The sequence below is a fragment of the Oceanicola sp. S124 genome (assembly GCF_000220565.1).
Classification (GTDB): domain Bacteria; phylum Pseudomonadota; class Alphaproteobacteria; order Rhodobacterales; family Rhodobacteraceae; genus Pseudooceanicola.
Genome location: NZ_AFPM01000074.1, coordinates 1 through 14157 on the forward strand (window position 1 = coordinate 1; position 14157 = coordinate 14157).

Sequence of the window (14157 nt, forward strand, 5' to 3'; positions counted from 1 at the left end):
TCCGCGGCGGCGCCATCGTCGGCGAGCATGACGTGATGTTCGCCAGCCAGTCCGAGCGACTGGTGCTGCGCCATGTTGCCGAAGACCGCTCGGTCTTCGCCCGTGGCGCGCTGAAGGCGGCGCTCTGGGGGCAGGGCAAGGGGCCTGGAGAGTACGACATGCTGGACGTGCTGGGTCTGAAGGACTGAGGCCCGCAGGGAGGCGGCAACGGCCCGCGCGGGTGTGCTCACATTGACGTCAGGTCATTGATTGCCAAGCGCGGGGATGTCAAAAGGCCGCCATGTGTCCGAACATGTGTCCGAAGACGAACCGCCTTCCGCCCGTCACAGGTGCGGCCTCCGCGTCGCTGGCGCTGGCGCTGGCGCTGACGGTCGCGACCCCCGCCGAGGCACAGGAGCTGCGCCGGGTCGAAACCCGCTCCGATTTTCTGGATCTGGTCGGCGAGGCCAGCCTGACCAGACTCGGCATGACGCTGCAGGTCCGCCCGGACGGCAGCATCACGGGACGCGCCTACGGCACCCGGCTGCGTGGCTCCTGGGACTGGTCCGACACCTACTTCTGCTCTGCACTGACCTATGGAGGGCGCAGCCATCCGCGCAATTGCCATACGGTGACGGTGATCTCTCAGACCCTGCGGATGACCGGGGACGAGGGCCAGGGCGGTTCCAGCGACTTCTGGCTGCGCCGCTGAGGCCCGGGCCTTGCACCCGCGCGATTTCAGGGACCTGCGACGTCAGCGGCCACCTGCTTCAGGGGCTCGGTCGGCGTCGCCGAGGTCAGAAGTCGATGGCAATGCCCTTCTTTTCCCAATCTCCGTAGCGCGCCGGATCGGGGCCTTCGCGACCGCCGTACTCGCGTGGCTGCGCGGCGGCCTCCTCGGCCAGCTTGCGGCGACGCTCCTCGGCCTCGGCCAGGGCGCGCTGCGCGGCAGCGGGCAGGGCGGCGCGGCGCTCGGCCTCGGACGGCACGGCGCTTTCGGGCTGGGCGGGGGTGGCCTCGGGGATCTGGGTCATGCAACGCTTCCTTTCGGTGCTGTCCATGATATACGCCGCCCCCATCCCGCCGCAAGACGCGGTCCCGCCCCGATTGCTGCCCCTGCTCAGGTTCCTCCATGTCCAAGCCCCCCTCCCGTCGCCCCTCCGGTCCCGTTGCAAACGGGCGTTCCAATGGCCCCCGCCAGGGCCATCGGCCTGGCGGAAAGGGCCCCGGTGGCAAGGGCCCCGGCGGCAATCGCCCCGAGAAACGCGCCCTCTCTGCCCGCGCCGCCGCGCTGCGCCTGCTGACGGCGGTGCTGGGCGAGACCCCGCGCCTGCTGTCGGAGCTGCGCGAGGCGCCCTGGCTGGCCGCGATGCCCGCGCCCGAGCGCGCCCGGGCGCAGCGCCTGGCCACCGAGGGCCTGCGCCAGCTGGAGCGCTGCGACCGGCTGCTGGACAAGCATCTCAAGAAAACCCCGCCGCTGCCGGTGCAGAACGTGCTGCGCCTCGGCACTTGGGAACTGGCCACGGGCGGGGCGGCCCATGGCGTGGTCAACGACTGGGTGAACGAGACCGCGCGGATGCAGACGCATGGCCACCTGAGGGGGCTGGTCAACGCGGTGCTGCGCAAGATCGCCGCCGAGGCGCCCGCCGAATGGCCCAAGCTGCGCGCCCCGCGCCTGGCCGACTGGCTGCGCGAACCGCTGGCCGAGGCCTACGGCCGCGAGCGCATCCTGGCCTTCGAAACCGCCCATGCCGCCGGCGCACCGCTGGACCTGACCCCGCGCAATGCCAGCCAGGCGGCCGACTGGGCGGCGAAGCTCGGTGGCTCGCTGCTGCCCACAGGCTCGATCCGGCTGACCGGCCCGGTGCAGGTCTCGGCCCTGCCGGGCTACGAGGAGGGCGCCTGGTGGATCCAGGACGCCGCCGCCGCGCTGCCGGCGAAACTGCTCGGCGACGTGACCGGCAAGACCATCCTCGACCTCTGCGCCGCGCCGGGCGGCAAGACCCTGCAACTGGCGGCCGCCGGGGCGAAGGTCACGGCGCTCGATATCTCCGAAAGCCGCCTGCTGCGCCTGCGCGAGAACCTCGACCGCACCGGGCTGAAGGCAAAGATCCTCGCCGCCGACGCGCTGGAGCACCAGGGCACCTACGACGCGATCCTGCTCGACGCGCCCTGCTCTGCCACCGGCACCATCCGCCGCCACCCGGACCTGCCCCTGGCCCGCGACGGCGCCGAGATCGGCGAGCTGATCGGCCTGCAGGAAGCCATGCTGGAGCACGCGCTGACCCTGCTGAAACCCGGCGGCACGCTGATCTTCTGCACCTGCTCGCTGATCCCCGACGAGGGCGAATGCCAGATCGAGGAGGCCCTGGCCCACCACCCCGACTTGCAGGTCCTGCGCCCCGCGCTCGAAGGCATCGAGGCGGCCTGGATCACCGAGGAAGGCGGCCTGCGCACCACCCCCGATCTCTGGCCCGAGGCTGGCGGCATGGACGGCTTCTACATGGCGGCGCTGCGCAAGCCCGACTGACGGATGCCTCCGGCAGGAGGTATTTGTTGGCCGGTGATGAACATGGACGGTACCCGGGAAGGCTCCCTCCTTTTCCGCTGCGAGCGTGGCACGCTCCTGATGGAGAAGGAGGGAGCCTTGGAAGTACCCCCAAGACATCATCGCCAGGCGGAAAATACCTCCGGGGGTGAATTGAGCCGAAGGCTCAAGAGGGGGCAGAGCCCCCTTCCCCCGCTCGAACCTGTGCGACATCGGATCGACGGGACAGACGCCGCGCCGCCGCATGGAACACGACAAGCATCGGCCAAGCCGGGCCCCTCCCCCTTCCGCCTGTCATCCCCCTCGACGGCAGCGCGCTTGACGGATCTCCCCCGGCAGGATAGCTGACCGGCCTTCACTCAGGCGCAATTCGAGGCACGACATGGCACGCAGACGCAAGGGCCGCGATATCTCCGGCTGGCTGGTGGTGGACAAGCCCGCCGGGCTGACCTCCAACGCCGTCGTGAACAAGGTCCGCTGGGCCTTCGACGCGAAGAAGGCCGGCCATGCGGGCACGCTCGACCCCGAAGCCACCGGCACCCTGGCCGTGGCGCTCGGCGAGGCGACCAAGACCGTGCCCTTCGTCACCGATGCGCTGAAGGCCTATGACTTTACCGTCACCTTCGGCGCCGCCACCAATACCGACGATGCCGAGGGCGAGATCATCGAGACCTCGGACCTGCGCCCCACCGACGATCAGATCAAGGAAGCCCTGCACGGGTTCGTCGGCGATATCTCCCAGGTGCCGCCGCAGTTCTCGGCGGTCAGGATCGACGGCGAACGGGCCTACAAGCGCGCCCGCGACGGCGAGGAGATGGACCTCGCCGCCCGCCCCCTCTTCGTCGAGAGCCTGCTGCTGCTCGACCGCCCCGATGCCGACCACGCCCGCCTCGAGATGGTCTGCGGGAAGGGCGGCTACGTGCGCTCCATCGCCCGCGACCTGGGCCGGGTGCTCGGCTGCCTCGGCCATGTCCACCACCTGCGCCGCACCTGGTCCGGCCCCTTCGAGGCCGCCAAGGGCCTGACCTTCGCGCAGATCGAGGAGATGGCCCGCACCCCCGAGCTGGAAGACCACCTGCTGCCGCTGGAGATCGGCCTCGCCGACCTGCCCGAGGTGCGCGCAACTGCCGAGGGCGCCGCCCGCCTGCGCCACGGCAACCCCGGCATGGTGATCGCCCAGGGCCTCGACTACGGCGAAGAGTGCTGGGCCTCCTTCGAGGGCCTGCCCGTCGCCGTCGGCAGCTATCGCGGCGGAGAGCTCCATCCCTCCCGCGTCTTCAACCTGTGAGCCTGCCGGAACCGATCGAACGCCGCTTCCGCAAGGGCGACGCCGAAAGCGCGGCGCTCTACTCTCCCTGCCTGCGCTACCGCTACGCTCTGAGCCGTACCTGGGACGCGACCGCCCCGCGCCTGCTCTACATCATGCTCAACCCCTCCACCGCGACGGAACAGCAGAACGATCCCACCATCGAGCGCTGCGAACGTCGCGCCCGGGCGCTCGGCTACGGCGGCTTCCGGGCCTGCAACCTGTTTGCCTGGCGCGAGACCTCGCCGGCGCTGCTGAAGAAGGCCGAGGCCCCCGTGGGCCCGGACAACGATGCCGTACTGCGCTCTTCGCTCGACTGGATCGGCGCCGGGGGGCTGGTGCTCTGTGGCTGGGGCGTGCATGGCGCTCACCTCGGCCGAGGCCGCGAGGTGGCGCAGAGCCTGCGCGCGTCGGGCGCCCCGCTGGCCCATCTCGGGCTGACCCGGGACGGCGCACCACGCCACCCCCTCTACATCGCCTATGCGACGCAGCCACAACCATGGGGAGATCCGGCGAATTAACCATCTGCCGAGGCGGGATTTGACCAGGGCGCGGGCGCGTGGCGTAATCGCCCTGGTGAGCTTTGCACGGCTGCGGCCGGAACGGAACGATTCGGGGACAGACATGTATCTTCTGGCGGGACTGCTGGGCATGGTGATGGTCGGGGCCACCGCCTTCATTGCCTTCGATGACCTTCCCGATAGCGGCGAAGAGCCCGAAGACGACGACAGCGGCGACGATGTCGACAGCTGGGGCAACCTCCTGGACGAGATCTTCGACGAGGAAGGCGAAGGCAGCCCCGCAGCAGGGCCGGTTGACCCGGTTGGGGACGAGCTGCCCGGTGGCGAACTGGCCGATGACGAACTGGCCGATGACGAGCAGGTCGGTGGCGAAACCCCGGCAGACGATCTTTCCGGGGACGATACCTTCGACCTGCCCCCCGAGGGCGACACCTCCGAAGGAGAGAGCACGGCGGGCGCCCCTGCCGACGCCGACGACATGCAGGCCATCCTGGCCCGCCTCGCCGAAGAGATCGCCACCTCCGAGAACATGATCACCGCCGGCAGCCCCGGCGACGACCTGCTGACGGGCGACCTGGGCGATGACCAGCTCGGCGGCTATTCCGGCGAGGATACCCTCGCGGGCGGGGCGGGGGACGACACCCTTCTGGGCATGGGGGACGATGACGCCCTGCTTGGCCAGTCCGGCAATGACAGCCTCGGCGGCGGATCGGGGGACGACACTCTCTTCGGCGGCGCGGGCGAAGATGCGCTCTTCGGCATGATGGGCGACGACCAGCTTTCGGGCGGCGCGGGCAACGACCTGATGCATGGCGGCGCGGGCGACGACCTGCTGACAGGTGGGTCGGGCGATGACGCGGCCTCTGGCGGGATCGGAGCGGACCGGCTGACCGGCGGGCTGGGCGCCGACACGCTCTTCGGTGCCTCCGGAGACGACTGGATCTCGGGGCTGGTCGCCAGCCTCGGGGACGGCAGCGCCCCCGAGGGGGATGTCGACAGCGACCTCGATACCGGCGACTACCTCAACGGCGGCTCGGGCGATGACACCCTCGTGGCCGGCGCGGGCGACACGGTCACCGTCGGCGCGGGCGAAGACCGGATCATCCTCGGCGACTGGATCGCCAGCGACGAGGACGCCGCGCAGATCCTCGACTTCGAAACCGGGCAGGACCTGCTGGTGGTCTCCTACGCCGACGATGGCCCGGCACCCGAGATCTCCTTCGAGGTCACCGGGGATGTGACCCGGGTCCTTGCCGATGGCACCTGCGTCGCCACCCTGTCGGGCAGCGATGCGGTCTCGATCGAGGATATCGCCCTGCTGCCGCAGAGCGAGGCCCTGACCTTCGCCGCCTGAGCGCTTCCCTGCCCGACAGACCAGGCGCAGTGCATCCGACAGGCGTCCCGACCTCCGCCGAAGCGTGACGGCTCCCCCGGGCGCAGGCGCGCCTGCCATCACCGGGCCCAAAATACCTCCGGGGGTGTCTGCGCAGCAGACGGGGGCAGCGCCCCCGCACGGCGGCCCCTCCGTACCGCGTCCGCGCGCCGCGCCGGCAGGCCCTTTTCCCGCCTCCCCGCGGGGCGGGGAAAGGGCACCGCCCCGGCCCGGTCGCCAGCCCGATCCCCGGCCCGAACGCGCGCCCGGCCCTTGCAGAAAAGGCTTTCCTTCCGAAATCGAATCCCGTATCAGCGCGCAATCTTCCACGGGGCACGCCCGTGGCGGAGCCATGGACCTTGCTGGACGACATCCCGGCTTGCGCCCTCACCCTCAGATCACAGGAGATCCCGATGTCGATCAACGTTGAAGAAAAGAACCGCCTGATCAAGGAATACGGCACCAAGGAAGGCGACACCGGTTCGCCCGAAGTCCAGGTTGCCATCCTGTCCTCGCGCATCGCCACCCTGACCGAGCACTTCAAGACGCACAAGAAAGACAACCACGGCCGCCGCGGCCTGCTGATGATGGTTGCCCAGCGTCGTAAGCTGCTCGACTACCTGAAGGGCAAGGACGAGGCCCGTTACCAGGACCTGATCAAGCGCCTGGGCCTGCGCCGCTAAGCGCGCCCAAGTCGCAAGACAGCAAACGCCCGTTCCTAAAGGAGCGGGCGTTTCGCGTTGCTGACGCTGGTTTTTCGCTCAGCCCAGGGCGCTCTTCGGGGTATCCTTCCGCATGAGAAGGAGGCAACCGCATGGCTCATTCCCCGCAGGACGACAGCCCCACCCCGCTCGAAGCTCGGGCGGAAGCCGCGCTCGACTGGGCAATGACCACGCCGGGCGCCTGCAACACGGTGCGTTTCCGGGGCAGTGACGACCCGGCCCGGCTGGGCTGGGACCAGGTCTTCGCCATCCTGGAAGAGGACGGGCTTATGGGAGTGCGCATGCTCTCGCGCGATCTTCTGCCCGCGCTCGAGAGCCAGCTGACCGCACGCGGCTACCGGATGGAATTCTGGAACGTCTTCACCGGCACCGCCGCGGACCTGACGCAAGCGACCGACCGGGTGCTGGCGGGATCGCCCCCGGAGGGGCTGACCCCGCTCCCCGAGGCCTTGCGGACCGATTCCGCCTTCCTCAAGACCCTGCGCGCGATGATGAAAGCCAATGGCATCGTGCCCTTTTCCACCGGAATGCTCTCGGGGCGGATCGGCGGCCCCTCGGTGCTCGCCGCGCTTCAGGACAGGTCCGGCCGCATCGCCGCCTGCGCCTATGCCTACTTCCCCCACAACCGCCACAGCCCTCATGCGCAACTCGCCTGGGGCGGGCTGGTGGCCGTCGATCCCGCCTTTCGCGGGCGCGGCCTGGGGACATGGGTCAACGCGATGATGCTGCGCGGGGCGCTCACGCAGATGGGGGCCCGCGCGGTCTACGAGCTGGTCTCCGAGGGCAACACCCCCTCGCGCCGCATGGTCGAGGGCTGCGGGCTGGCCCTGGACCCCGATGCCGTTTCGGGAATCGCAACGGCATCGGAAGGGCGCTACCTGCGCTAACCGGCGCGCCGTGCCAGGAACAGGACCTGTCCGCGCGGCAGCATGCGGTCCTGGCGCTGCGCCTGCCAGCCAAGGCGGGCGCAAAGCTCCTGCACCGAGGCCTCGGTGCGGTGATAGGGCGGCTTGGCGGGGTGGGTGACCACGCCGTCGGCCTGCCGGTAGGGCGCGCCCGCCTCGGCCTCGGGCGCCAGGAAGACGGTGAAGGCGAACAGCTCCAGCGCCGGGAAGCGGCGCAGGTTGGCCAGGGCAACCTCGGTGTGCGCCGGGCTCAGGTGCGGGAAGACCGCGAAGCAGATCGCATGGGTGATGTTGTCGGGCACGCCGGGGAAGGTAAAGGCTGCGTCTCCGATCAGCTGCGACTCGGGCGGGCGCTGCGCGGGCGGCACCTCGGCCAGCTCGTGCCTCAGGCCCGCCAGCAGCAGATCACGAGAAGCATCGGTCGCCCAGTAGTGGCCCGGTTCGAGATACCGCAGCGCCTTGCATCCCAGCCGCAACGATCCGGCCCCGATATCCAGCAGGTGATGATGGGGCTGCAGCCCGGCGTCCAGCAGCAGGGCCATCTGCGCCCGGCCCGTCTCGTCCCAGCGGCCGCCGACGATGGCACGGTGACGGCCTGCGGCGATCGCCTCGGCGTGGAAGCCGGGCGCCTCGTAGGGCGAGGGGGGCAGATCGGTCATCCGGCACTCCGGTCCAGCAAGCCTGGCGCGAACATGGCGCAGGCCATTACAATCAGGACGCGACGAACACGCGGGACGGGGCCCGCGCTGCAGGCGCCCGCGATGCGCCCGGATAGCGCGAAATCACTGCCCGGGAAACCAAAAGCCGCAGGCGTGCCCCCGCCCATTGCCCTTCCCAAGAGACCCTTTCTCATGTATGGCCCGAGCCAATCTGAGACGTGGCGCAAGGGACCCCGGCGCCGTGACATGAGGATTTGGGGTCGGCGGCAATGGGGCCGCCATGAAAACGGAGGACGCGGGAGGGCCCGCGAGAGCCTCCAGACAGGATACGCTGATGTTCAACGTAACGAAAAAAGAGATGCAGTGGGGGGACGAGACCCTCACGCTGGAAACCGGCAAGGTTGCCCGCCAGGCCGATGGCACCGTCATCGCCACCCTCGGCGAAACCTCGGTGATGGCCAACGTCACCTTCGCCAAGAAGCAGAAAGAGGGCCAGGATTTCTTCCCTCTGACCGTGCATTACCAGGAAAAGTATTATGCAGCCGGCAAGGTCCCGGGTGGCTTCTTCAAGCGTGAGGCCCGCCCCACCGAGAAAGAGACCCTGACCGCGCGCCTGATCGACCGTCCGATCCGCCCGCTGTTCGCCCCCGGCTTCAAGAACGAAGTTCTGGTCATGTGCACCGTGCTGTCGCACGACCTGGAAAACGACCCCGATGTCGTCGCCATGATCGCCGCTTCCGCCGCGCTGACCATCTCGGGCGCGCCCTTCATGGGCCCGATCGCCGGTTGCCGCGTCGGCTTCGTCGACGGTGAATACGTGCTGAACCCCTCTGTCGATGACATGCAGGGCCTGCGCAACAACCCCGAACAGCGTCTCGACCTGGTCGTCGCCGGCACCAAGGGCGCCGTGATGATGGTCGAATCGGAAGCCTACGAGCTGACCGAAGACGAGATGCTGGGCGCCGTCACCTTCGCGCACGAGCAGATCCAGCCGGTCATCGACCTGATCGTCTCGCTGGCCGAAGAGACCGCGAAAGAGCCCTTCGAGTTCACCCCCCCGGATTACTCGGCGCTCTATGACGCCGTGAAGGCCGCCGGTGAAGACAAGATGCGCGCCGCCTATGCCATCACCGACAAGCAGGAGCGCACCAGCGCCGTTGCAGCGGTGAAGGAAGAGATCCAGGCCGCTCTCACCGAAGAGCAGCTGGCCGATGCCAACCTTGGCTCGGCACTGAAGAAGCTGGAATCCACCGTCCTGCGCGGCGACGTGGTGAAGAACGGCAAGCGCATCGACGGTCGCCGCACCGACGAAGTGCGTCCGATCGTGGCCGAAACCGGCCTGCTGCCCCGGACCCACGGTTCGGCGCTGTTCACCCGTGGCGAGACCCAGGGCCTTGTCGTGACCACTCTGGGCACCGGCGATGACGAGCAGTTCATCGACGCCCTGCACGGCAACTTCAAATCCAACTTCATGCTGCACTACAACTTCCCGCCCTACTCGGTCGGTGAAGTGGGCCGCGTTGGTTCCCCCGGTCGTCGTGAAATCGGCCACGGCAAGCTGGCCTGGCGTGCCCTTCAGGCCGTCCTGCCCGCCGCCACCGATTTCCCCTACACGATCCGCATCGTGTCCGAGATCACCGAGTCGAACGGCTCGTCCTCGATGGCTTCCGTCTGCGGCGGCTCGCTGTCGATGATGGACGCCGGTGTGCCGCTGAAGGCCGCCGTGGCCGGTGTGGCCATGGGCCTGGTGCTGGAAGATGACGGCTCCTACGCCGTGCTGACCGACATCCTGGGCGACGAGGACCACCTCGGCGACATGGACTTCAAGGTGGCCGGTACCGCCGAGGGCATCACCTCGCTGCAGATGGACATCAAGGTTCAGGGCATCACGCCCGAGATCATGAAGACCGCCCTGGCCCAGGCCAAGGAAGGCCGTCTGCACATCCTCGGCGAGATGAACAAGGCGCTGGACGGCGCTGCGGAATTCTCGGCACATGCCCCGCGCATCGAGACCATGCAGATCCCCACCGACAAGATCCGTGAAGTGATCGGCTCGGGCGGCAAGGTCATCCGCGAGATCGTGGAAACCTCCGGCGCCAAGGTCGACATCAACGACGACGGCATCATCAAGATCGCCTCCTCCGATGCCGAAGCCATCCAGAAGGCCCACGACATGATCTATTCGATCGTGGCCGAGCCGGAAGAAGGCAAGGTCTACAAGGGCAAGGTCGTGAAGCTGGTCGATTTCGGCGCCTTCGTGAACTTCTTCGGCAAGCGCGACGGCCTGGTGCACGTCTCCCAGATCGAGAACCGCCGCCTGAACCATCCCTCGGATGTTCTGAAGGAAGGCCAGGAAGTCTTCGTCAAGCTCGTGGGCTTCGATGATCGCGGCAAGGTCCGCCTGTCGATGAAGGTCGTGGACCAGGAGACCGGCGAAGAGGCCGCCAAGGAGGAGGACGCCGAGTAATCGGCGTCCTCCCCGCGAAACAGGAAAGGCCCCCGGCATCTGCCGGGGGCCTTTTTCATTGGCCGGGTCTTTCGGTCCGGGTCTTTCGGGCCGGGGGGATCAGCGCGCGCGGGCGGCCCGTTCGGCCAGGATGGCGGGCAGGTCGGCAGGCAGCTCGGCGTAGCTGCCATGGACCAGGTAGTCGTTCCACAGGTAGCCGATGAACTGGCGCACCAGCCGCGGATCGGCCTGCCAGTCGCGCGCGGCGATGGCCGCATCCAGCCCCGCGGCATCCGGTGCGTGCTGCACCAGCCCCTCGATGTTGTAGCAGGCGGCGCCGAGGGTGATCACCGGGCGCTCGAGCAGCAGAGCCTCGATCCCGACGGTGGAATTCAGCGTGATCACCGCCCGGGCGTCACGGATCAGCTCCGAGGTGACATTGCCGTTGGCGAAGGTCACGCGGGGGTGGCTGCGCCGCCCGGCCACCGACAACTTGAAGCTGGGGTGCTCCTTGATGACGAAATGCTCGTCCGGGTGGCGGTCGGCCAGGTCGCAGATCACGTCGAGGAAGGCGCCCATGTCGCGCACCCAGGGCGAATGCAGCGTCACCTGCATGTCCGAGGGCACCTGGAAGGGCACGAAGACATAGCCCGGTTCCAGCGCCACCGCATCGTGGCGCGCCTTCGAGGCACGGTTGTTGACCGCGTCCGGGTAGCCGCCGGCGGCGAAATCGCGGCTGTCGTCCAGGTAGAAGGCCGGATCGCGCGGCACCGAGTTGGCGCCGTTCAGCCCCTCGGGGTCGATCTGCAGGGTCTTCGGGAAGAAGCCCGCCTCGATGAACACCCGGGGACGGCCCCGGCTGACCTCGGCCAACACCGATTCCGGGTGGACCGAGCCGTTGTAGACCACCACCACCTCGGGATCCGTCGCCGCCAGCTCGGCCAGCAGTGCCTGCCGCAGCAGTGCCGCCTCGACGCGTTTCACATAGCCGTAAGCCCCGCCGATCACCGGGTTGCCGAAGAGGGCCGGCACCCGGATGCGCTTGCGCGCCATGTTGCCGGCGATGGCGGCCCGGGCCTCGGGCCCCGGGGCCAGCAGCGCGCGTCCGAGGCCCGCAAGGGCAACGCCCCAGCCCCGGTGCCGCGCCAGCCTGCGCAGCACCGAGAGTGTCCCGGTGCCGATCCTCAGCCCCTCGGCGCCAAGCGCAGCGTCGAAGGAATCGATCACTCCGGTATCGAGCTTCAGAAAGCGCATGGGCGGGCTCCGACAAGAAAGGGGCGCCCGAAGGCGCCCCCTTGATTAGTCCCCTCCCGGCAGAGGTTTCAACCCATGCCGGGGGGGTGGCGTCACGCCGGGCTCTTGGCGAACCGCAGGTAGGGCAGCTTGATGTCCAGTTCGCCGTATTTTTCGCGCGCCTGCTCGTCGTTGAGCGAGGTGGCGACGATGACGTCCTGGCCTACTTCCCAGTTGGCCGGAGCCGCGATCGGCACGCCATAGGTCAGTTGCAGCGCGTCCAGCGCGCGCAGGACTTCGGCGAAGTTGCGACCGATGGTCATCGGGTAGGTCATCGACAGCTTTAGCTTCTTGTCCGGCCCGATGATGAAGACCGAGCGCACGGTGGCGCTGTCGGCGGGGGTGCGACCGTCGGGCAGGTAGGCCTCGGCGGGCAGCATGTCGAACAGCTTGGCCACCTTCAGGTCACCATCGGCGATGATCGGGAAGCCCGCGGTGGCGCCGGCAAAGCTCTCGATGTCGCCCTTCCAGCCCTTGTGCTCTTCCACGCCGTCGACCGAGATGCCGATCACCTTGGTGCCGCGCTTCTCCCATTCCGGGGCAAGCTGCGCCACGGCGCCGAATTCGGTCGTGCAGACCGGGGTGAAATCCTTCGGGTGGCTGAACAGAATGGCCCAGCTGTCGCCAAGCCAGTCGTGGAAGGAGATCTCGCCCTGGTCGGTCTGGGCGGTGAAATCGGGCACGGTGTCGTTGATACGCAGAGACATGAGGTCCTCCTGTCAGTCTTGCATTGGGGCCATAGGTAATATGGCCCGGCGGATATTGCACCCCCGTCTCGGCGCTTGATCTGCATGGCTCCCCTGCGGCGGGCCCCCGCGCCCCTGTGGCGGCGGCGTCGCACCATCTTGCCGTCCCCGGCGCGGGGTGCAACAGTGACCGCCAGAGAGTGCAAAATCCCCGTCCGCACTGCGGAACACTACCCCAGCGGACCCGAAGACCGGAGAGCTTCCATGATCGAGAAACGCGATTTCTACATCAACGGCCAGTGGGTCGCCCCCGCCACGGCGCGCGACCACCAGGTGATCGACCCCTCGACCGAAGAGCCCTGCGCGGTGATCTCGCTGGGCAGCGCCGAGGATGCCGACCGTGCCGTCGCCGCCGCCCGCGCCGCCTTCCCCGCCTGGATGGCCACCGACCCGGCCGAGCGTATCGCCCTGGTCGAGAAGTTCCTCGAGATCTACGAGCGCCGCAAGGACGAGATGGCCCGGGCGATCTCGATGGAGATGGGCGCGCCGATCGACATGGCCACCGCCTCGCAATGGGGGGCGGGCTATTCGCACACCAAGAACTTCCTCGCCGCGGCGAAGACCTTCCAGTTCGTGCGTCCGCTGGGCGATCATGCCCCCAATGACCGCATCATCTACGAGGCGGTCGGCGTCTGCGCGCTGATCACCCCCTGGAACTGGCCGATGAACCAGGTCACGCTGAAGGTCATCGCGGCGCTGATCGCCGGCTGCACCATGGTGCTGAAACCCTCCGAGGAAAGCCCGCTCAACGCCCTGCTCTTCGCCGAGATGATGGACGAGGCCGGCATCCCCGCCGGGGTCTTCAACCTAGTCAACGGCGATGGCGCGGGCGTCGGCTCGGCGCTCTCGGGCCACCCCGAGGTCGACATGGTCTCCTTCACCGGCTCGACCCGCGCCGGTGTCGCCATTTCGCAGAACGCGGCGGCGACGCTGAAGAAGGTGCACCTGGAGCTGGGCGGCAAGGGCGCCAACGTGATCTTCGCCGATGCCGACGACAAGGCGGTGAAACGCGGCGTGCTGCACATGATGAACAACTCCGGGCAGAGCTGCAACGCGCCCTCGCGGATGCTGGTCCAGCGTGAACGCTACGACGCCGCCGTGGAAGAGGCCGCCGCCGTGGCCAATGGCATCACCGTCGGCCCGGCCTCCGAAAGCGGCCGCCATATCGGTCCTGTGGTCAACGCCAGCCAGTTCGACAAGATCCAGGGCCTGATCGAGACCGGCATGAAGGAAGGCGCCCGCCTCGTCGCCGGTGGCCCTGGCCGCCCCGAGGGCCTGAACCGCGGCTTCTTCGTCCGCCCCACGGTCTTTGCCGATGCCAACAACCAGATGACCATCGCCCGCGAAGAGATCTTCGGCCCGGTCCTGACCATCATGCCCTTCGACACCGAGGAAGAGGCGGTGCAGATCGCCAACGACACCCCCTACGGGCTGACCAACTACGTGCAGACCAGCGACGGCGCCCGCGCCAACCGCCTGGCGCGGCAGCTGCGGTCCGGCATGGTCGAGATGAACGGCCAGCCGCGCGGCGCCGGCGCGCCCTTCGGTGGCATGAAGGCCTCGGGCAATGGTCGCGAGGGTGGCGTCTGGGGGCTCGAGGACTTCCTCGAGGTCAAGGCCGTCTCCGGCTGGACCGCCGACGCCTGAAACCGGGGAAGGG

At 68.6% G+C, this 14157-nt stretch carries 14 protein-coding genes; 10 read left to right on the top strand and 4 right to left on the bottom strand.

All coding sequences use genetic code 11. The features are described 5' to 3' along the window. Together OS124_RS23850 and OS124_RS0106030 are read left to right on the top strand one after the other, a co-directional pair. On the top strand, positions 1-188 hold a 188-nt coding region (locus OS124_RS23850), incomplete at its 5' end, for a dihydrodipicolinate reductase C-terminal domain-containing protein (RefSeq protein WP_010138503.1). 104 nt (positions 189-292) lie between these two features. Beyond that, the gene (locus tag OS124_RS0106030) at positions 293-691 is read left to right on the top strand and encodes a dihydrodipicolinate reductase (RefSeq protein ID WP_138919442.1); all 399 of its coding nucleotides are present in this window, start codon (positions 293-295) and stop codon (positions 689-691) included. Between the two features lie 85 nt (positions 692-776). On the opposite strand, the gene OS124_RS0106035 is transcribed toward OS124_RS0106030, so the two are convergent. Then, positions 777-1013 (bottom strand): DUF1674 domain-containing protein, encoded by a 237-nt coding sequence (locus OS124_RS0106035; protein WP_010138505.1) that lies wholly within the window; start codon positions 1011-1013, stop codon positions 777-779. Between the two features lie 98 nt (positions 1014-1111). Between OS124_RS0106035 and OS124_RS0106040 the strand changes: the two genes are divergently transcribed. The 6 genes from OS124_RS0106040 to OS124_RS0106065 all read left to right on the top strand — a co-directional run bounded on the left by OS124_RS0106040 (position 1112) and on the right by OS124_RS0106065 (position 7335). Next, positions 1112-2509: an RsmB/NOP family class I SAM-dependent RNA methyltransferase gene (locus OS124_RS0106040; protein WP_010138506.1), complete on the top strand. Its 1398-nt coding sequence runs from the start codon at positions 1112-1114 to the stop codon at positions 2507-2509. Positions 2510-2909: 400 nt separating this feature from the next. Continuing rightward, complete coding sequence (gene truB / locus OS124_RS0106045; RefSeq protein ID WP_010138507.1) at positions 2910-3815, top strand: tRNA pseudouridine(55) synthase TruB; 906 nt, start codon at positions 2910-2912, stop codon at positions 3813-3815. Further along, a complete protein-coding gene (locus OS124_RS0106050; protein ID WP_010138508.1) occupies positions 3812-4354 on the top strand; it encodes a DUF1643 domain-containing protein in 543 nt (180 codons plus the stop codon). Before truB ends, OS124_RS0106050 begins: the two co-directional genes overlap by 4 nt. A 103-nt stretch (positions 4355-4457) precedes the next feature. Then, complete coding sequence (locus OS124_RS23855; protein WP_010138509.1) at positions 4458-5708, top strand: calcium-binding protein; 1251 nt, start codon at positions 4458-4460, stop codon at positions 5706-5708. Between the two features lie 431 nt (positions 5709-6139). Next, positions 6140-6409 (top strand): 30S ribosomal protein S15, encoded by a 270-nt coding sequence (rpsO, locus tag OS124_RS0106060; protein ID WP_010138510.1) that lies wholly within the window; start codon positions 6140-6142, stop codon positions 6407-6409. A gap of 131 nt (positions 6410-6540) precedes the next feature. Continuing rightward, on the top strand, positions 6541-7335 hold the full coding sequence (locus OS124_RS0106065) for a GNAT family N-acetyltransferase (protein ID WP_010138511.1): 795 nt from the start codon (positions 6541-6543) through the stop codon (positions 7333-7335). Here OS124_RS0106065 and OS124_RS0106070 read toward each other — a convergent pair. Further along, on the bottom strand, positions 7332-8012 hold the full coding sequence (locus OS124_RS0106070) for a class I SAM-dependent methyltransferase (protein ID WP_010138512.1): 681 nt from the start codon (positions 8010-8012) through the stop codon (positions 7332-7334). The genes OS124_RS0106065 and OS124_RS0106070 overlap by 4 nt on opposite strands. Positions 8013-8346: 334 nt before the next feature. Between OS124_RS0106070 and pnp the strand changes: the two genes are divergently transcribed. Further along, complete coding sequence (gene pnp / locus OS124_RS0106075) at positions 8347-10479, top strand: polyribonucleotide nucleotidyltransferase (protein ID WP_010138513.1); 2133 nt, start codon at positions 8347-8349, stop codon at positions 10477-10479. Between the two features lie 99 nt (positions 10480-10578). On the opposite strand, the gene OS124_RS0106080 is transcribed toward pnp, so the two are convergent. Then, positions 10579-11712, bottom strand: a complete 1134-nt coding sequence (locus OS124_RS0106080; RefSeq protein ID WP_010138515.1) for a capsular polysaccharide export protein, LipB/KpsS family — start codon at positions 11710-11712, stop codon at positions 10579-10581. 92 nt (positions 11713-11804) lie between these two features. Continuing rightward, positions 11805-12458 (bottom strand): peroxiredoxin, encoded by a 654-nt coding sequence (locus OS124_RS0106085; RefSeq protein WP_010138517.1) that lies wholly within the window; start codon positions 12456-12458, stop codon positions 11805-11807. A 243-nt stretch (positions 12459-12701) separates the two neighbouring features. Here OS124_RS0106085 and OS124_RS0106090 point away from each other — a divergent pair, with 243 nt between their 5' ends. Continuing rightward, positions 12702-14144, top strand: coding sequence for an aldehyde dehydrogenase family protein (locus OS124_RS0106090; RefSeq protein WP_010138519.1), 1443 nt, complete (start codon positions 12702-12704; stop codon positions 14142-14144). The last annotated feature ends 13 nt before the right edge of the window (positions 14145-14157 follow it).